Source organism: Candidatus Shapirobacteria bacterium (assembly GCA_041659325.1).
GTDB lineage: Bacteria > Patescibacteriota > Microgenomatia > UBA12405 > UBA12405 > JBAZYN01.
In genome coordinates, this window is the sequence record JBAZYN010000004.1 from 52,524 (window position 1) to 70,022 (window position 17,499).

18 protein-coding genes and 1 tRNA gene are annotated in these 17,499 nt (G+C 41.8%); 15 read left to right on the forward strand and 4 right to left on the reverse strand.

The window, feature by feature from the left end:
- Positions 1 to 28 precede the first annotated feature (28 nt).
- From WC841_05855 to mscL, 7 genes are read left to right on the forward strand one after another with little or no spacing between them, the layout of a single operon-like run.
- Positions 29 to 715, forward strand: a complete 687-nt coding sequence (locus tag WC841_05855; GenBank protein MFA5828850.1) for a LytR C-terminal domain-containing protein — start codon at positions 29 to 31, stop codon at positions 713 to 715.
- Positions 716 to 725: 10 nt separating this feature from the next.
- Entirely contained in the window at positions 726 to 1,277 is a 552-nt protein-coding gene (locus WC841_05860; protein ID MFA5828851.1) for a hypothetical protein, read from the forward strand.
- A gap of 25 nt (positions 1,278 to 1,302) precedes the next feature.
- Positions 1,303 to 2,196, forward strand: coding sequence for a GNAT family N-acetyltransferase (locus tag WC841_05865; protein MFA5828852.1), 894 nt, complete (start codon positions 1,303 to 1,305; stop codon positions 2,194 to 2,196).
- A 37-nt stretch (positions 2,197 to 2,233) separates the two neighbouring features.
- The gene (locus tag WC841_05870; protein ID MFA5828853.1) at positions 2,234 to 3,181 is read left to right on the forward strand and encodes a hypothetical protein; all 948 of its coding nucleotides are present in this window, start codon (positions 2,234 to 2,236) and stop codon (positions 3,179 to 3,181) included.
- Between the two features lie 9 nt (positions 3,182 to 3,190).
- Positions 3,191 to 3,502, forward strand: a complete 312-nt coding sequence (locus tag WC841_05875; GenBank protein MFA5828854.1) for a cupin domain-containing protein — start codon at positions 3,191 to 3,193, stop codon at positions 3,500 to 3,502.
- A 37-nt stretch (positions 3,503 to 3,539) separates the two neighbouring features.
- On the forward strand, positions 3,540 to 4,031 hold the full coding sequence (locus WC841_05880) for a hypothetical protein (protein ID MFA5828855.1): 492 nt from the start codon (positions 3,540 to 3,542) through the stop codon (positions 4,029 to 4,031).
- A 25-nt stretch (positions 4,032 to 4,056) separates the two neighbouring features.
- The gene (gene mscL / locus WC841_05885) at positions 4,057 to 4,464 is read left to right on the forward strand and encodes a large conductance mechanosensitive channel protein MscL (GenBank protein MFA5828856.1); all 408 of its coding nucleotides are present in this window, start codon (positions 4,057 to 4,059) and stop codon (positions 4,462 to 4,464) included.
- Here mscL and WC841_05890 read toward each other — a convergent pair.
- The gene (locus WC841_05890) at positions 4,444 to 5,409 is read right to left on the reverse strand and encodes an alpha/beta fold hydrolase (protein MFA5828857.1); all 966 of its coding nucleotides are present in this window, start codon (positions 5,407 to 5,409) and stop codon (positions 4,444 to 4,446) included. The two genes, mscL and WC841_05890, sit on opposite strands and share 21 nt — an antisense overlap.
- A gap of 47 nt (positions 5,410 to 5,456) precedes the next feature.
- Between WC841_05890 and WC841_05895 the strand changes: the two genes are divergently transcribed.
- Positions 5,457 to 6,191, forward strand: a complete 735-nt coding sequence (locus WC841_05895) for a hypothetical protein (GenBank protein ID MFA5828858.1) — start codon at positions 5,457 to 5,459, stop codon at positions 6,189 to 6,191.
- A 50-nt stretch (positions 6,192 to 6,241) separates the two neighbouring features.
- Here the strand turns inward: WC841_05895 and WC841_05900 are convergent.
- Positions 6,242 to 6,311: transfer RNA gene (locus WC841_05900), tRNA-Trp, on the reverse strand.
- A gap of 84 nt (positions 6,312 to 6,395) precedes the next feature.
- Here WC841_05900 and WC841_05905 point away from each other — a divergent pair.
- From WC841_05905 to WC841_05930, 6 genes are all read left to right on the forward strand, one after another.
- On the forward strand, positions 6,396 to 6,998 hold the full coding sequence (locus tag WC841_05905) for a hypothetical protein (GenBank protein MFA5828859.1): 603 nt from the start codon (positions 6,396 to 6,398) through the stop codon (positions 6,996 to 6,998).
- Positions 6,999 to 7,067: 69 nt separating this feature from the next.
- Positions 7,068 to 9,857 (forward strand): CARDB domain-containing protein, encoded by a 2,790-nt coding sequence (locus WC841_05910; protein MFA5828860.1) that lies wholly within the window; start codon positions 7,068 to 7,070, stop codon positions 9,855 to 9,857.
- A gap of 37 nt (positions 9,858 to 9,894) precedes the next feature.
- Positions 9,895 to 10,365: a hypothetical protein gene (locus WC841_05915; GenBank protein ID MFA5828861.1), complete on the forward strand. Its 471-nt coding sequence runs from the start codon at positions 9,895 to 9,897 to the stop codon at positions 10,363 to 10,365.
- The gene (locus WC841_05920) at positions 10,337 to 11,875 is read left to right on the forward strand and encodes a hypothetical protein (GenBank protein ID MFA5828862.1); all 1,539 of its coding nucleotides are present in this window, start codon (positions 10,337 to 10,339) and stop codon (positions 11,873 to 11,875) included. Before WC841_05915 ends, WC841_05920 begins: the two co-directional genes overlap by 29 nt.
- 25 nt (positions 11,876 to 11,900) lie before the next feature.
- Positions 11,901 to 12,455, forward strand: a complete 555-nt coding sequence (locus tag WC841_05925) for an RNA polymerase sigma factor (protein ID MFA5828863.1) — start codon at positions 11,901 to 11,903, stop codon at positions 12,453 to 12,455.
- Positions 12,436 to 12,858: a hypothetical protein gene (locus tag WC841_05930; protein MFA5828864.1), complete on the forward strand. Its 423-nt coding sequence runs from the start codon at positions 12,436 to 12,438 to the stop codon at positions 12,856 to 12,858. The genes WC841_05925 and WC841_05930 overlap by 20 nt, the downstream gene beginning before the upstream one ends.
- Here WC841_05930 and WC841_05935 read toward each other — a convergent pair.
- Together WC841_05935 and WC841_05940 are read right to left on the reverse strand one after the other, a co-directional pair.
- On the reverse strand, positions 12,855 to 13,139 hold the full coding sequence (locus WC841_05935; GenBank protein MFA5828865.1) for a hypothetical protein: 285 nt from the start codon (positions 13,137 to 13,139) through the stop codon (positions 12,855 to 12,857). The genes WC841_05930 and WC841_05935 overlap by 4 nt on opposite strands.
- A gap of 10 nt (positions 13,140 to 13,149) precedes the next feature.
- The gene (locus WC841_05940; GenBank protein MFA5828866.1) at positions 13,150 to 13,818 is read right to left on the reverse strand and encodes a hypothetical protein; all 669 of its coding nucleotides are present in this window, start codon (positions 13,816 to 13,818) and stop codon (positions 13,150 to 13,152) included.
- A gap of 183 nt (positions 13,819 to 14,001) precedes the next feature.
- Between WC841_05940 and WC841_05945 the strand changes: the two genes are divergently transcribed.
- Positions 14,002 to 17,499: MopE-related protein (locus WC841_05945; protein MFA5828867.1), on the forward strand; the 3,498-nt coding region annotated here is incomplete at its 3' end.

A 17,499-nucleotide genomic window follows, 5' to 3' on the forward strand; every position in this document is an offset into this window, starting at 1 on the left:
ACCCAACCAAGAATAGTCTAATATTTGAATGATGAATAAAATTGTTCCTCTGGTAGCAAAAATAATCGGAATATTGGTATTTATCGGATCAATCGTCGGTATGGTCTATTTTTACAACAAGTCAAAAAATGTAGAAATCCAAAACCCCGGAGAAATCGAGGAAATGGTGAAAACCCTCTCCGTATTTATGGAACTTCCCGATGAGATCCCGACTCTCGCCACCGTTACCGATACCACAAAATTAGAAAGTGAAACATTTTTCAAAAATGCCCAAAACGGGGACAAAGTATTGATTTTCCCTAACTCTACAAAAGCAATTCTTTATCGCCCTTCTACCAAAAAAGTTATTGAAGTCTCAAGCGTTATGGTTTCCGGCAGTCAGCCTGCGGCACCTCAACCGACCATTAGCCCCACTTCGCTTACCAGTTCCTCAAACCTTACCATTGCCCTGTACAATGGTACCGAGGAAGCCGGATTGGCAAAAAGTCTGGACAAAGATATTTTTAGTAAAACTCAAAATTACAAGGTAACAATTATTGCTGATGCCCAAAAAAACAGTTACGAGGATACCCTGGTCATCGACATCAGCGGTAAAAATCAGGAAATCGCCCAAGCTCTTGCCCAAAGTCTTTCCGCTGTTTTAGGCCCTCTCCCCTTAGGCGAACAAAAACCAGATACCGATATTTTGATAATTATCGGGAAAAATCACCCCTAATCTTGTCTACATGAAAATCCACAAAATTAGCCGTCTTGTTTCAATCAGCGGAATAATCATATTAGCGGTAGCTTTATTTATTTTTGTCATTTCAAAGCCCTCTATCGGGAAAATCAACCCACCTCAAACCGACCACACGACCGAACTGCTTCCCACCGAAAAGTGGTATACCGACGACAATATCAATTTTACCTATGGTGCCAAATATGAATTAAGAGCCGTAAAAGCCGGCTCCGGCAATCAGCCAGAGGTTATCAACTTACTTGGTACAAAAGGGGACTCATCCATGTGGACTATTACCATCAAAAAAATTGATTATACCGATTTATCCGAAGTCTCCGGAGTCCAGCTTCGTAGAATTAAATCCGAGGATTATCTTGAAAAAAATCTGGAAATCGATCAAACTAGCGGATTATTTTTTAAAAAGATAAGCAGTAGTGAATTTACCGCCCTGGCCATAAAAAACGGCAAACTTATCACCATGGCTCTTACGGTAAACTCCAATGATACCGGAAAAGAGGCGGAGTTTCTGAGTTTTATTAAAACTCTGAGAATCAATTAAAACGATTTTGCAAAAAAACGCATAAATGATTACCTATCAGGTTGTCCAGGGTATCGATGTTTGCCACAAGTTATGGCAAAAATATTCCTCGAACCTTCATCTGAGCCAACTTTGGAATTACCGCCTTTGTTTTCACCGGGGATACCAGAGTCAACCCCACTTTATAGTTGCCTATGAGGATTCAATTCCTCTCGGCTTTATCCCCCTAGAATTTTATCCCGAAAATGATGTTTACCAACTTTTCGGTGGTGGTGACTGGAATGAAAAGCTAGATTTGTATATGGGCCAAAAAATTTCCGACAAAGATTTATCCCAAATGGTGAAATTAATTCCTCAAAACCATAAAGTTATTTTTCTCTCGCCGGACTCTAAATTTATCAAACCTTTTGAACCCACTTACTACATCAGCCTCAAAGACTTTCCCACCCCCGAATCTCTATTAGCCAACATGGACAAAAAACATCGCAAAAATCTCCGTCTCGAGTTTAACAAAATCGACCAAAACAAAGTTGATCTAAAATTCGGCGATACCGATATTATCGACAGTATCGTCAAGTTTAACCAGGAAAGATTCGGCCAAGAATCATCCTTCGGTAGCCCCGGTTTTGATACCACTTTCAAGCTTCTTCTCTCCGAAGCATCACTCATTGACATTATCAAAACTATTTCTATTTATATAAACGGTCATCTTGAGGCTGCTGCTGTTTGCGCCAATTATCATCAAACATTTACCTATCTCCAGGGTGGTAGTAATCCGCACATAAACAACCTCGGGAAATATCTTAATTATCAGGTTATAAAAATGGGGTACGACCAAAAACCAACCATTATTGATCTTTTATCCGATGATTGTGGTTGGAAAACTCATTGGCGCTCCGCGGTTGGCATGACCTATCAGCTTGACTTGTCAAAATTGTAAATATTTTACTTTCCGGCATTAATGTTAATATTATTTAATGCCTGTGTTTATTAGCTTTTTGATATTCATTGCCTCTCTTCTAGGCCTCTGGCTCTCCTCCGAAATAATTCTTAGCTCTGTTGGTCGCCTTTCAACCAGGCTCAGACTTCCCCCATTTGTTGTCTCTTTTTTTATCCTCGGTTTTCTTAGCTCATTACCCGAATTGAGCATTGGTGTCAATTCAATCATTAACAAGACGCCCGATATTTTTGTCGGTAACTTATCCGGTGCCTCTATCGTCCTTTTTTTGTTTATCATCCCGCTTTTGGCGATTTTGGGTGATGGGATTATCCTTTCTCGCCAGTTACCCAAGAACAAATTAATTCTCTCCATCCTGGCGATAATCTCCCCGTTTCTTTTGATCCTTGACGGATTCCTAAGTTATTTTGATGCCTTTGCTTTGGTGGCTGCCTATTTCCTTCTTATCTCCTCCATCAAGCACAAAAGGCGTCTTTTCAGAAAAATAATTACCAAAAAAATAAAAAATGTCAGCTTTAACCCAATTGCTGAATTAATTAAGGTTCTTATCGGTGCTGTTCTGATTTATATTTTCAGCAAAGTCTTGGTCGACCAAACAGTCTTTTTTGCCCGGCTGTTCCATGCCCCGGTCCTTATTATCAGCTTTTTACTTTTATCACTCGGCACCAATTTACCCGAGCTGGTTATCGCCATCAATGCCGTAATTAGCCACCAAAAGGAGGTTGCCTTTGGCAACTACGTCGGTTCCGCCGCTGTAAATACCCTTCTCTTTGGTATTCTGACCTTTGCAAACGGGGAATTTACAGTTACCGGCAACGGTTTCTTGGTTAACTTAATTGTTTTTTCCTTTGGCCTTTTATTGTTTTATCGTTTTTCTACTACCAAAAATGATATTTGCCGCAAAGAAGGTTGGATTCTTCTGTCTCTTTATTTGTTTCTGGCACTAATAAAAATTGTGGAAATATAAACATACAAGATGACAGATCCTCAAAATATCAATCATTCGGTCAAAATTCAGCCTGGATCTGTAGTCAGCAGAGAAATTATAAATAAATCCTTCGGCACTGTTACCGTTTTTGCTTTCGACAAAAACCAAGGCCTGAGCGAACACACCGCCCCATTTGACGCTCTCATTATTGCAACTGAAGGTGCTTGTGAAATTATAGTTTCCGGTGCAAGTCACACTGTCAAGGCCGGTGAGATGTTTTTATTGCCCGCAAACGCCCCACACTCTCTAAAAGCGATCAAAGCTTTTAAAATGATCTTGATAATGATTAAATCAGTATAGTTACGCCCCTATCAAAAAATAAATAAAATAATAAACTATGAACAAAAAATTTTTATTTCCTCTCGTTTTTTCTTTAGCCATAATCTTGGGCGGGTGTTTCCCAAAACCCCAAAATCCCTCGCCTGTTATAGACAATCCCCCCACTGTCGAACCATCAGAAGTTCCGATAGTTGGCGGCGACGCAGACGAGCATGGTTGCATTGGCTCCGCCGGTTATTCCTGGTGCGAAGACAAGGGTAAATGCATTCGAATTTGGGAAGAAGACTGCGGCTCTGCCTCTGCCATAAAAACTGCCATCGCCAAAAAAGACAACATCACCACAGATTTTACCGTCACCATTAAACACGAAAATACCAAATATGCTTCGGGTGGTATTTCTTTTGACGGTAGCGGTGGGGGGATGTTTTTGGCAGCAAAAATAGGGGATGAGTGGCAGATCATCTACTCCGGCAATGGCAGCATCGACTGCGTCGCTATCAAAAACAATTACGATTTTACCCCCGAGATGTTGCAGGGTTTTTGTGACTGAAACGGGATAGAGTTATAATTCTCTTATGCTCAAAGGATTTAAACAGTTTATTTTAAAAGGCAATGTTGTCGACTTAGCTGTCGGTATTATCATGGGGACTGCTTTTGGTTCTGTGGTTAGCTCTCTGGTCAAAGGTGTTATCACTCCTTTAATCGGTGCCTTCGGCGGCCAACCCAACTTGTCTTTTATCTCGTTTACTATCAACAATAGTAAATTTTTATTTGGAGATTTTCTAAACGCCCTGATCTCTTTCTTGATCAACGCCTTGGTCCTGTATTTTTTTGTCGTTCTTCCTGTCAACAAGCTAAGTGTCCTTACCAAAAAAGAAAAGTCACTTGATCCCACCAACAAAACTTGTCCCGAATGTTTAAGCAATATCCCAATCAAAGCCAAACGTTGTGCTTTTTGTACATCACTCCAGCCCAAAAATTAACCCTCTAAAAAATTCCACATCGCGATTTAGCGCCTCTGCCCAGTGACCGGCAATATTATGGTTATCCCTCTGGTAAGAATACAAAGTTGATTTTTTCCCGCTTCTAATCAGAGCATCGTTTAGTTGTTTTCCCCAACCAAATGGTACCGATTCGTCGGTTATGCTATGGTGAATAATAACCGGAGCTGTGATCATATTTATATTGTCAAGTGACGATAGCTGCTTTCCATATTTTGTCGTAAGCTCTCTGGCAGAGATTATGTTCAAATCACTGTCGGCATTATGATTTTTCCCAAAATAGCTCAGGCTTAGGGGATATGACGTTACCGCCGGAGCCCACAGTGATACCCCCCTTATTCTTGCCGAAACTTCGGCCACCTGCAGGACCACATCCCCGCCCAACGAATGTCCGTAAAGAAATATGAAGTTAGAATTGGCCTCGGGTATCGACTTTACCGCCTCCACTAAATTTAATACATCAACCGCATATTGATTTCTTGCTACAAGCTGAGTTGGCACCCCCTCCGATTTATCATGACCCCTATAGTCGGGTTTCAGCACCAAAAAACCACTGTTGGCGAAATACGCTGAAGTGTTTTTATAAGAATCTATTGTCGAAAATTGTCTGGGATTTATATATCCATGGTTTACGATTACCACCGGCCACCCGCCCGCGGGGGCTATTCCTTTTGGTATATGCATCAAGCAGTATTGTTTTTGTTCTTCCGACAAATAGGAAACAGTGTATGACCGAAAACCGGTCTGTCCTGTTATTTCTTTTTCAATTTTGATTTTGCCGTCAGTATTAACTTTATCCATAAGTTTTTCTATCGCATATGAATGCCAATCGGGGTTGTCCGGGACAACGTCCGGAGTATCTCGTATCTGCCGCCAAACCATTACCCCGCCTATCAGCAAAAATAATATCACTACCACTCTTCTCATTTTTTCATTATAAAACTTTCTCAGTTAAACTGGGTTACAATACACTTATGAACATAACAAGCCAAAAAGGAATTATCCTCTGGCCGTTGATATTAGGTACAGCCGTCTTACTTGGTGCTGTCATACTGGTTCACAGCATTACAGAAACTCAAAAGTCCAAACTCGAAAGTGCTTCCACCACCCCTGTCACCCAAAACGCCTCAACATCTTCTGCCACTCCAGCGGTATCCGGGTCTCAAACAAAAGGTATAATCAGTGGCTCCCTTATTTATCCGAGTGAACAAATCCCCCAAGATTTGGGAGTTTGCGCCCAGAGAATCGATAGCCCCGAACTGGTGGTATGCACCAATCAAACTAAAGATAGTAAATTTCAATATGGTGTCGGCTACGAACTTTCTCTTGATCCGGGAAACTACTATGTCTATTCATTTCTGGCCAACGCCAAAGCCTATTACACCGAGTATGTTTTGTGCGGTCTAAAAGCCGAATGCAAAAGTCACACAAAAATTCCGGTCGTTGTTACCGCCGGCAGTCACCAGGACAATGTTCTGCCTCACGACTGGTACGATATCGGACCCACCGAAACCTCCACGCCCTCAAATACTCCCACCCCGAATCCAACCACCGTCTCCACCGTCAAGCCGACATTAAAAATTGTTCCCGTTGTTTCAATTAAGTTAGAAAAAGAAATGATAAATATCCTGCCCACTGCCACCCCCACTCCGATTCCAACTGTAATAATAAAACCCATCGAAAAACCCAAGTTTGAATTGAGTTGGTAGAAAAACAGGTTTATCTAGCAACGTTTTCCCGATTTATCGGGATTACGTTGCAGGCCCGTATGGAGTCGAACCATAAATAAGGTTTTGGAGACCTCTGTGATACCATTTCACTACGAGCCTAGGTTCTAGAATCTTATTTTACCGCAAAAAGCTACATAAATCCGCTCTAAACCACCATTTTGCCTTTTTTGTTATAATCGGCCCATGCAAGAGCAAATGGGCTATCTTCTTTCCCGGGTAGGGGAACTCCCTCCTGCGCAAAATCAAATTATCGAAAGACATATCCGATTCTGCCCGAAGCAAGGTACCCAGGTGTTCGGCCGAAGTATCCATGATCCCCGGCAAGACGAAGCGGGTTTAAATATTATTGAGGCCGAATTGATAACTTTTACTGCAGCCTCTCAATCGGGTGCTCTCAACACCTTCTGGGATTTAAGGGGGCAACCTTCAGAAGGATTACGTGTCGATACTGACGTGGCTAGTGGTTTAGGCTTAGCTCTAAATCTAATTGAAGTCTCTAATCAAGTCAGACCCCCGTCTACGCCACAAATTGCCCATGAAATTATCCAAGAAATCCTTAGCGATCCTGCACAAAAACCCACCATGAATAGGGTCCATATCCTTATGGATGCAATACGAATAGCGCGCTCAGTGGTTATTAATTGGGATGATGATATGACCGGAGAAACTCAGGATTGGCAAAGAATCCGCTTAGGTTTAGCCCTGGCATGTTCTGCCAATTATCCCAATTTTCAAATTAGACTTTGCCATGTCGGGAGAGAGGGATTCGAAAACGGGACAGACTAGTCAAAGCCCCCCGTCGTCTTTCTCTGTGATAAAATTCACTTGTACCAGATATTAGTTAAAAATCTAACAATGGCAAAACCATTTTTTTGTTTTGTTAAATTTCTGTCTTTCTTGGTATTTTTTCTTTTCGCTACCGGCCCGATTATTGCCGTTACCTCTACCCCGCGCCCCACCTCTACCCCAAAAAATACCCCCACTCCCAAAAACACTTCGACTCCTCGCCCGACTTCAACCCCCAAAAACACTCCTACGCCCAAAAATACCGCCACCCCAAAACCGACTGCCACTCCAACTGCTGTTCCCTTTGTTAGTATAAGTGTCGCTCCCGCCGACCTCTCTTTTACCGGCAAAAATCTGAAAGGAGGTTCCAACACCACCCTAAAAGCCATTATTAGAAATTCAGGCAACAGTGTCGCCAAAAATATAAAAACGCAATTTTTTGTTAACGGAACCCAAGTCCATGAAAAAAACATATCGTCAATTAGCAAAAACGGTAAAACCACCGTCTCTTACACCTATAAAATTCCCCTCACCGTTTCATCCTCCCTGGTTTTCAAAGTTATTGCCGACGGTGACAAAACTGCCGAAATTACCATCCCTGTTATCGCTTCTAGCCATAATTTGACTTTAGAGTCCCTAAAAACTACCTCTTCCAATCCCAAACCCGGTCAAAAAATTACCTGGGTAATCAAAGTCAAAAATGTCGGCAATGTCAAAGCCGAAAACGTAAAAATTGCTCTCTTTGCCGATAAAGATTCTCAAAACCCCACCTCTACCCTCGTTATCCCCTCGATCAATTCCGGTGCTACTACCAGTAAAAATATCTCCTGGACTGTTCCACTCAATCTTAGCCCGGCAATAAATTATCCAATTCGTGCCGTTGTCGACCCGGACAACACTTTTTCCGAATCAAACGAAACAGATAACGCCCAAAATTATTCCTTATCTCTGTCCGTCCCCGACCTTTCTATCGAAAAGGGGCAGTATTACGCCGCCACCGGCATTCTCTATTCAAATACTTTTCAGCAAATTTGGGTCAAAATTAAAAACGACGATGACACTGTTATTCCCAATGCCAAAGTTGCGATTTATTACTCCTTGGGTACACCAACCTCTGCCCGTACCAAGTTAACGGAAACCACTGTATTTCTGGGCAAAAAAACCACCGTTGAACAAATGTTTGATCGGGTAGCTCTGCCAAATACTATTCCGTTAGGAACACAGGTCCATTTTTTCATTGTTGTTGATCCCGATAAAACTATTCCCGAATCAAACGAAACCAATAACGAAATTACTATGCAGCGCACCATTACCGAGCGTCCTCCCCAAGCGCAGTTTCCATATCTTTACCTTTATGTCTACGACGAAAACAGTACCCCCAAAAGTGGTGTTACTGTTAAATTAACCGACGTTAACCAACCCTCAAATATAAAAACAAAAACTACCGGTAGTGATATTCTCACCAGAAATGCCACCGGTGCCGTTGTTTTCGACGCTTTGCCTAGCACCGGCAAATACACCATCGACATCAGTGCCCAGGGCTACCGCTCTCAAACCAAAACTCACGATTTCAATCGCGACATCGCCGAAACCCATGAACTTACCTTTGATTTGGATAAAAAAGCTGCTCTTACCGGCACCGTTAAAAATCAATCCGGAACTCCGATCAAAGACGTCCGGGTCGTAATTGACGGTTTAAATCTGGAAGCCTTAACCGATTCGCAGGGGAAATACGGCTTCATGTTAAACGGTGGCTCGTATTCTGTTCGCTTTGTTAAAAAAGCTTATACCCGTATTGTCGAAAATAACCTAAACATTGCCGCCCTTTCCACAGTTACTCTTGACAAAACCATGTCCACCGCCACCACTGCCTATGTTTCTGGCTTGGTTACCGATGATGAGGGTAATGGTATGGGCAATGTCGACATCTATGTCAACAACACCATGATTGCGGTCACAGCCAACGACGGTCATTTTACCTTCAACAGTATGTCGCCGGGTTCGAAGGCATTTAAATTCAAGAAACCCGGATATGTCGATACCGAATTTACCGAAGCTATCGAAGCTGGCGAAGAATATAATCTGAATTTTTCCATGTACAAGCCTAGCACCGATACTCATGTCGAGCGGGGGACAGAAATCGTCTCCTGGCATCAGCATGAAGGCACTCCTGGTACCTTTTGGACGACCGAATACAACGTTGATGTTTGGTGGGGTCTGGGCCGGACCAAAATGGCTCTCGATTTTACTAAGAGTGGAGACAGCGCCAGGTTAACCAAATTAGTCATCAATAATCATGGTAAACAGTGGGAGTGTAATCAGGTCGAAGGTTCGGGCGATATAGAAACGTCAGCCATTGATATCCCCATTACCATTTCTGCCGGTAGTTGTAGCAATAAACTCACTCAAATGGATGTCTACAAAGTTGCTATCGAATCCGATGGCCAGGAAATTTGGAGTGACAACAGCTTCTGGACTTCCGCCACCGACCCCGTCAACACCGGCACCAAAGTTTTTACCTTCAACAATCTTTCGGTCAATTGGAACGGTAATTTCAAAGTCAAAATGTGGCTTCGGGTTCAGAAAAAAGCTGTCATTGGCACTGATGGAGATGGTGCGGGCGCTCTCTATGGCTATCACTTAGACAAAAAATTAGTCACCTGGCATCCGCAAAAACCACCGACCACCGTTATCAGCACCAGCTGGGGGCAGTTTGGCAGTTATCTTCTGGGGATTCTCGACAATCCCGTTACCGCTGTCACCGATTTTACCGATTTGTTTACGGTCGAACAATACAATACCTATACCATGACCGAAGTTCTGCCCGCCGACTTTCCCGGCGCTCCTCCGCAAAACTAGTTAACTTAGGCAATTACGTTTTGTTTATAATCTTTACATGGAGTTGCCGGCATTTATTAAAAAAAATGCGTTTATATGTTTAGTGTTTTTGTCGGTTTCCTTTTCATATTTTCAAGTCGTTTTATCAAAAAATACGCCACTTCTCTATCAGAATGAAGTAGACCTGATAGAGCAGCAGCAAAGAATGAACGACTACCCTTCAATGTACTATCGACTGGCAAACATTATCGAAAAACGTCCGGAAAGTAGATTGTTTTTCAAATTACAAGACAATTTTTTTAGTATTTTTGATATAAAATCGCTACCGTTTTTAATAATTTTTTTGATATTAATAGGGTTTTTTGATTTAGTTCAAAAAGGTTATTTAAAATATTTTTTACCTCTTTTTATAATTCCCGTGCTCACTCTGACTTTTGTTGGGTCAAACGCCACCGTTGGTAACTTTTGTCTTTATCCGGTTTTATTTATTTTTGCCATCAATGGATTTTTATCGATTGCTAAAAAATAATCTGTTGTTGATATTTATTCTTACACTCGGACTGTTCCTTTACTGTTATCAATTGGGAACAATTCCCTCCGGAGTATTTATGGATGAAGCTCTAGTCGGATATGACGCCTTTTCTATTCTTAATACTCTCAAAGATCACCAGGGGCAAACTCTGCCAATTTATTTCAAATTCTTTAATTCCTACACTCCGGGCCTATTTGTCTATGTTGAAACGATTTTTGTCAAACTGTTCGGACTAAACCCCCAGGCCATCAGGTTGCCTTCAGCAATTTCCTTACTGTCAGTTGCCACTGGATTATATTGGTTCCTTAAGAAATATAAGATTTTAAAGTTAAAACAAGCCGAATTATTAGCACTATTTCTTTTTATCATTACTCCTTGGGCGGTTTTTAATGCCAGATTAGGTTATGAGGTAACCTTTGCCTTCGCTCTATTGTCACTGGGGATATTATTTTACGAAAAACCTATGTTATCTTTTTTTCTAATTTCTCTGTCCACCTATGCCGGCCACACCCAAAGATACTTAGCTCCATTAGTTCTCTTAATTATTTATTTTATTTTTTACTTTAAAAAACACCCGTTCAAAAAAATATTTTTACCACTAGTCTTGGCTGCCATAATTCAAATACCAAATATTATAATGATGTTCACTCCGGCATTTTGGATAAAAAACACCATTTTTACAAGTTCATTTATCGAGCAGTACTTTTCATACTTTTCTCCCCAAAATTTATTTAATAAACAGGACAATGATCCGCAAAGATCAATCCCGGGTCTGGCAATATTTTATTCATGGATGTTTTTCCCCTGGCTAGCAGGTATTTATGAGCTTTATATAAAGAGAAAAGTTCCCCTCTATTTTTACCTGATTTGTTTAATCATAATAATACCCCTCCCCGCAGCTCTGGCAAACGCTGATTACTCAACTCAGCGGGCATTGCCATTATTATTACCATACTCCATCGTAATAGCCATCGGTGTCGATAAAATATTACAAAATCTACAGCCCTCATCAGGAGTAGTTATTTCATTATGTGTTATTGCCTTCTCTTTGATTTTATTGTGGCGCTCATATTTTATTTTGTTTCCTCGGCAGCGGGCCACCGCCTGGAATTATGGTTATGACCAAATAGCAAAATTAATTAAAAATAACCCACAAAAACACTTTATTATCGATAATAGCCGAAATGTACCAGGTATTTTAATATTATTTTGGCTAAAATATCCGCCGTCGTTACTCCAACAGGAAAACCCAGCCCGGGGCGACTACTATTGGAAAGCCAGTAGTACAAGTAATACCAACTTTGCTAATGTCGAAGTCCGGCCGATTGATTGGAAAGTAGATTCCTGCAGGCATCAAGTTCTGGTCGGGGATGGGCTAGCAATGTCAAGTAACCAAATCTCTGAGCATTTTTTAAGTGAGTCTTTGTTAATCAAGGATAACCGTCATCAAATTATCCTCCAGGCCTACGATACAAATCCTGCCCTAAAGTGCGCCGCGCAAAGGTAATATCCCCGTGCGCTATAATATCCACATGACCGATGAGGAAGTTGTGGCTTTGGTCTGTAGCGGAGACAAAGACAAATTTGCCGTAATTATCCAAAGATACCAAGACAAGCTCTTCCGGTATATCAAAAGGCTTACCGACCGGTCAACCGCCGATATCGAAGACATTCTCTCCGACGTTTTTATATCAGCTTATACAAATCTTCTTGGCTTTGATCCCGACAAAAAGTTTGGCAGCTGGATTTATCGGATTGCCCACAACAAAGTAATTGATTATTTCAAATCTCAAAAGTCCACCTATTCTTTAAGTGAGGACTCAGAGGAGCTAGTCTGGAACGGGGAACAATTATTGGAAGACCTGGAAATCGAAAAAGAAAATAAAAAAATTATCAAAGCCGCGGTTTTGGAATTAGAGCTAAAATACAAAGAGGTAATTCTTTTATTTTATTTTGAAGGAAAAAGTTATCAGGAAATATCAGACATTTTACATCAAAATCCAAACCAAGTCGGTGTATTAATTCATCGTGCCAGGCAAAAACTAAAACAAAAATTAGGAAAAATTTATGAAAAAAAATCTAGGTAAAAAAATAATGGCCCAAATCGCCACCCAAGATGTCAGGATGAAACCAAGGTGGTGGTTTGTCGCCATCAAAGATGGTCAGGTACTATTACTAATTTCAGTTTTTGTCATCAGTGCTCTTTTAGTTACCGCCTGTATATATTTTATAGAACTAACCAACCCGCGCTCACTAATCAGGATGGGTGATGTCGGCAGAGAAGTTTTGCTTGAGAATTTACCATATTCTCTTATTCTGGCAGCGTCAGTTACTATACTTTTTGGTATTTTCATATATCCCAAAATAGGGGACAATTACAAAAAACAAAAACTCCAGATCTACCTTTTTATAATTTCCATCATCACCATCCTCACCATAGTTCTCACCTCCCTTAGGCTCATGATTGAAAGTGGTTGGTTTTTGTATTAAAGTTGAGCCTCTATTTCCAAGAAATCAGCCTCGAGTGATCCGTCCTGAAATTGATTAAGTTCATCAATAAGTTTTTGATCCTCCGTCTCCTTTGTCGTGATCCCGGTTGTCGGAATTAAATCTGGAATTTCAGATTGTTCCGGTGTCTCTGTTAAAGTCGGAGTCTCTTGCTTATAGTCAACAGCTTTATCCACCACCTCAGCTTTGGCTGAACATCCCGCCAGCATTAGGGAGGAAACCAACGCCAAGGCAATCGTCGTCAATAGCTTTCTATGTCTCATAATTTAGTTATTATTTGGCTGGTGCACTCGCTATCAATTTCATTACTTCCATTAAAAACTGATGCATTGATCTTATACTAATCCTCACCTTGTTGGCCAGTCCCCGAACTTCCGGTAGCATCACTTTTGGTGTTTCTGATTTTGCAATATCACCTAGTTTTGTATTCAAAATTACCATGTCAGCTTTATATTGGGCGTCGCTAAATTGAGCCAATTTTGCCGATGCCAAGGTCATGTCATGGGTGGTTGATTTTTTTGTAATCCTTTCACTGATTTTTTCTTTAAGCTTCAAAATTATTTTATATCTTATATTTAATTCATCCTCAATTCGCTGAGTAATCATTTGGACCTGTTTTCTTTTCATTTCCGTCCATACTGTTTTTCTCTCCACGGCTATTGTACTTATGGCCTCTTTTCGATCCTCTTTAATGTTTTCTCTCAAATTCTTTCGTTCCTCTCTCGTCTCTTCTCTCAGGTCCTTCCTGTCCTCTCTTGCCTCTTCTTGTATCTTTTTTATCCACTCTTTTATTTCCTCAAATTTTCTGGTTGTTCCCGGAGTTACGAACACCCCATTTCTGGCTTCAACTTCAACACGGACATCATCATTTGCCATCACCGGTGTACTAAAGTTCAAAAGAATTAAAAAAGTCATTACCAGAAATATTTTTTTTGTTTTCATATTTTTATAATTTTTATTGTCTACTAAAGTATTACGATCAAAATTTGAATTTATTACAAAGATGATTCGATTTCACCTATTTACTTTACAATAAATAATTATATAAGTCCTAATATTGCCCTAGGATACATATATATCAGAACCCTTGCAAACTACAACAAAGGTAGTACAATCCTGTCACTTATGGTAAAACTAATAAATTACCGTCTTTATAAAAAGACGATGGCCTTCTTTTCATTGTTTTCCCTGTTCTTTCAGACCTTCCTCCCTTTCACATATTTTGACACAAAAGGCATTTTTGCCGTTGACCCGGAGCCAACACCGATTGTCCAACAATCTCCCACCCCGATTTCCCAAGAGCAATTTCAAGAACCCACTTCTGTTCCAACCGAACCGACTGCCGTTCCGACCGAAGTACTCTCACCAACTGCACAACCCACTGTCGAACCAACTCTCGAGCCAACCTCAGCACCCACCGTTACCCCAACTGAAATTGAAGCACCCACCGGTATCCCCGTCCCAACTCCGACCGTTGTTGTAATTGATGTTACTTCTTCCCCCATTCCTCCCGTTGTCGAGCCAACGACCGAAGTTACTGACCCCGTTGAAACTCCTACCATTACCGCGGTCGTTGAACAAGTATGTTTAACCGATCAGGTTGTTAGGGATAGCGTCGACTCCGATTGGAATCGAAACGATACCACCGGTATTTCCGAAACTACAGGTAAAGTACAGCTCGGTGTCCGCTATTTATTTCCACAAGAAAATAAAGTTTCTGTTTTATTCACCTGTCTTCCAAAAGATGAATCACTTCGTACAAGTTTGAAGATTCAACAAATAAAAGCATCCGATCTCAAGCTCCCCCAAGGTATTAACCCGGCCACTGAATATGCCTACGACATTACTACCGGCATGAATGATGGCGTTTTTAAATATGACATCACTCTCCCCAAAGCAGAGGGTCAGTCAACAGATATTTCCTACATTGAAAAGTCCCCCCAAGACGCCACGACCAACCCCATCAGTCTTTCCGAAGTTAAGCAGATTGAAAACAATGTTACGCAGCAGGGAAGCGAGTTAATCAAGGCCACCAATGTCGATCACTTTACGATAATTCTTGCCACCAAGGCTTCTGACTTTACCACCAACAAATCGACTTACGCTCAAGGAGAAACTGTATATGTCAAAGCCACCGTCAGTGGCGGTGATTCTAACAAGTATTATCGTCTGGCCATCCTTTCTCCTAGTGCCGTCAGAACATATATTACCGGCTGTCAAAACGTTTCTTCCTCTGTACAAGGAAGCCATGTTTTACCGGCCAATGCTTCAATCAGCACCAATTGGACAGCAGAACTCAGAAGGTTTGCAAATAGTGCTTGTAATAACAACCCATCAATCACCTCTCAAAAATTTTCTGTTGTCGTCGCTCCGTCGGTCTGCGGTAATGGTTTGACGGAATCCGGAGAAACTTGCGATGATGCCAATATACATGACAATGATGGTTGTTCTTCAACCTGTTCCGCCGAAAGCGGCTTTAATTGTAATGGAAGTCCGAGTGTTTGTACTACCACCTGTGGCGACGGAATAATTGCCGGCAGTGAACAATGTGAAGCTGGTCAATGTTGTAACCCTTTAACCTGTCATTATGTTTCTCCCTCCATCCAATGCCGGGCTCAAACCGGTATTTGTGATACCCCGGAATACTGTTCCGGTTCAAATGGTTTATGTCCCGCCGACTCCAACCTTTCCGAAGGTAATTCCTGCGGTGTTGGCATGCAGTGCCTCGTCGGCATTTGTTCAGAAGTTGATACCGACCAAGACGGCGAACCGGATGTTGGCGATTGTGCCCCTTTCGACCCCAACATCTTTCCCGACGCTACTGAAATCTGTGATGGTATCGACAACAACTGTGATTCCAAAATAGATGAGGGTGAAACTTTTGTATATTACAAAGATAACGATAATGATGGTTTTGGCGATTTTTCAACTACCATTGAATCCTGTTCTCCTCCGGTTGGTTATGTTGACAATAAACTTGATTGCAACGACACCAATTCCTCTATTAGTCCGATTGCCAGCGAAGTCGTTGGAGACGGAATTGATCAAAATTGTGACGGTGAGGAGCTTTGTTTTACCGATACCGACAATGACGGTTACCGTACCGAAAATACTCTGCGAAGCTCTGATCTCGACTGCAGCGACTCCACGGAGGCCTATCCTACGCAGCCGGCTCTTGATTGTCAGGATACCGAAAACCAAGTCTATCCGGGCGCCACAGAAATCCCCGATGATTCCATCGATCAGGATTGTAGTGGTTCTGATACTGTTACCTGTTATTACGACAGTGATCAGGATGGGCATGGTTCTACCAACGCCGTTATCTCCACCGATGGCAAGTGTCTCCCCGATAGATTTGAGTCTGCAAACGACCAGGATTGCGACGATGACGATGTCAAGATTTCTCCGGCTGCCCTAGAAATTTGTGACGGTATAGACAATAATTGCGACAGTATAATCGACGAAGGATGTGAAGTTTGTGGCAATAATATAGTCGAAGGTAACGAACAATGTGATGATGGTAATCTGAACAACTATGATTTTTGTAACAGTAGTTGTCAAAAAATTCCCGATGCCGATGGTGACGGTTTTGCCGGCAACGATTGCAATGATTCCGTCGCCTCCATTTATCCTGGAGCTACCGAAATAGTTGGTGATGGAACAGATCAAAATTGTGATGGCCAAGAGATGTGTTATGTCGACGTTGATAACGACGGTTACCGGACTAGTTCCCAAGTAAACAGTAGCGATTTCGATTGTAACGACTCTGGCGAAGCCTCATCATCCGATCCTTCGGGTGATTGTAACGATGCTAATTCCACTATTAATCCCGGTGCCGCCGAAATTTGTGATGGAAAAGATAATAATTGCAACGGTTCAACCGATGAAGGTAATCCGGGCGGAAACATTTCTTGCTCAACCGGTTTACCTGGGATTTGTAGTGCCGGAGCGACGCAATGCGTTGCCGGAGTTATTTCTTGTATTCAATCAAGCCAGCCCTCACCAGAAATTTGTGACGGAAAAGATAACGATTGTGATAACTCATTTGACGAAGATGTAAAAACAACTTTTTATCAGGATCTTGATGCTGACAGATACGGGAATTCATTAATAAATACTCAATCGTGTATTGCTCCGGTTGGATATGTCAGCGACCCCACCGATTGTAATGATCTAGATGCGGCAACCCATCCTGGTGCCATAGAAATATGTGACGGAATTGATAATGACTGTGATCAGCAAACAGACGAAGATTGCGGTTCTATTTGCGGAAATGCCATTATAGAAACCGGTGAAACTTGCGATGATGGCAACCTCCAAAATGGTGATGGGTGCAGTTCTACCTGCCAACCCGAATTGTGCAATCCCGGCTGTCCCTCCTCGTGGATTGGCGATCAGTATTGTGACGATTCGTGCAATGTAGAAGCCTGTAGTTTTGATGGCGGTGATTGCGGCGAAACACAATGCTCTGACGGTATTGATAATGATGGTGACGTATCCGTTGATTGCGCCGATTCTGATTGTTCCAATGATCCGATTTGCGCTACCCCGACAAATACTCCGACCCCAACCTCAACCCCGACTCCCGGTCAGTGTAATCCCGGGTGTTTCTCGGTTTGGATT

Coding starts and splice junctions, on each gene's coding strand:
- WC841_05855 (MFA5828850.1), top strand. CDS start 29: ATGATGAATAAAATTGTTCCTCTGGTAGCAAAAATAATCGGAATATTG.
- WC841_05860 (MFA5828851.1), top strand. CDS start 726: ATGAAAATCCACAAAATTAGCCGTCTTGTTTCAATCAGCGGAATAATC.
- WC841_05865 (MFA5828852.1), top strand. CDS start 1,303: ATGATTACCTATCAGGTTGTCCAGGGTATCGATGTTTGCCACAAGTTA.
- WC841_05870 (MFA5828853.1), top strand. CDS start 2,234: ATGCCTGTGTTTATTAGCTTTTTGATATTCATTGCCTCTCTTCTAGGC.
- WC841_05875 (MFA5828854.1), top strand. CDS start 3,191: ATGACAGATCCTCAAAATATCAATCATTCGGTCAAAATTCAGCCTGGA.
- WC841_05880 (MFA5828855.1), top strand. CDS start 3,540: ATGAACAAAAAATTTTTATTTCCTCTCGTTTTTTCTTTAGCCATAATC.
- mscL (MFA5828856.1), top strand. CDS start 4,057: ATGCTCAAAGGATTTAAACAGTTTATTTTAAAAGGCAATGTTGTCGAC.
- WC841_05890 (MFA5828857.1), bottom strand. CDS start 5,409: ATGAGAAGAGTGGTAGTGATATTATTTTTGCTGATAGGCGGGGTAATG.
- WC841_05895 (MFA5828858.1), top strand. CDS start 5,457: ATGAACATAACAAGCCAAAAAGGAATTATCCTCTGGCCGTTGATATTA.
- WC841_05905 (MFA5828859.1), top strand. CDS start 6,396: ATGCAAGAGCAAATGGGCTATCTTCTTTCCCGGGTAGGGGAACTCCCT.
- WC841_05910 (MFA5828860.1), top strand. CDS start 7,068: ATGGCAAAACCATTTTTTTGTTTTGTTAAATTTCTGTCTTTCTTGGTA.
- WC841_05915 (MFA5828861.1), top strand. CDS start 9,895: ATGGAGTTGCCGGCATTTATTAAAAAAAATGCGTTTATATGTTTAGTG.
- WC841_05920 (MFA5828862.1), top strand. CDS start 10,337: ATGGATTTTTATCGATTGCTAAAAAATAATCTGTTGTTGATATTTATT.
- WC841_05925 (MFA5828863.1), top strand. CDS start 11,901: ATGACCGATGAGGAAGTTGTGGCTTTGGTCTGTAGCGGAGACAAAGAC.
- WC841_05930 (MFA5828864.1), top strand. CDS start 12,436: ATGAAAAAAAATCTAGGTAAAAAAATAATGGCCCAAATCGCCACCCAA.
- WC841_05935 (MFA5828865.1), bottom strand. CDS start 13,139: ATGAGACATAGAAAGCTATTGACGACGATTGCCTTGGCGTTGGTTTCC.
- WC841_05940 (MFA5828866.1), bottom strand. CDS start 13,818: ATGAAAACAAAAAAAATATTTCTGGTAATGACTTTTTTAATTCTTTTG.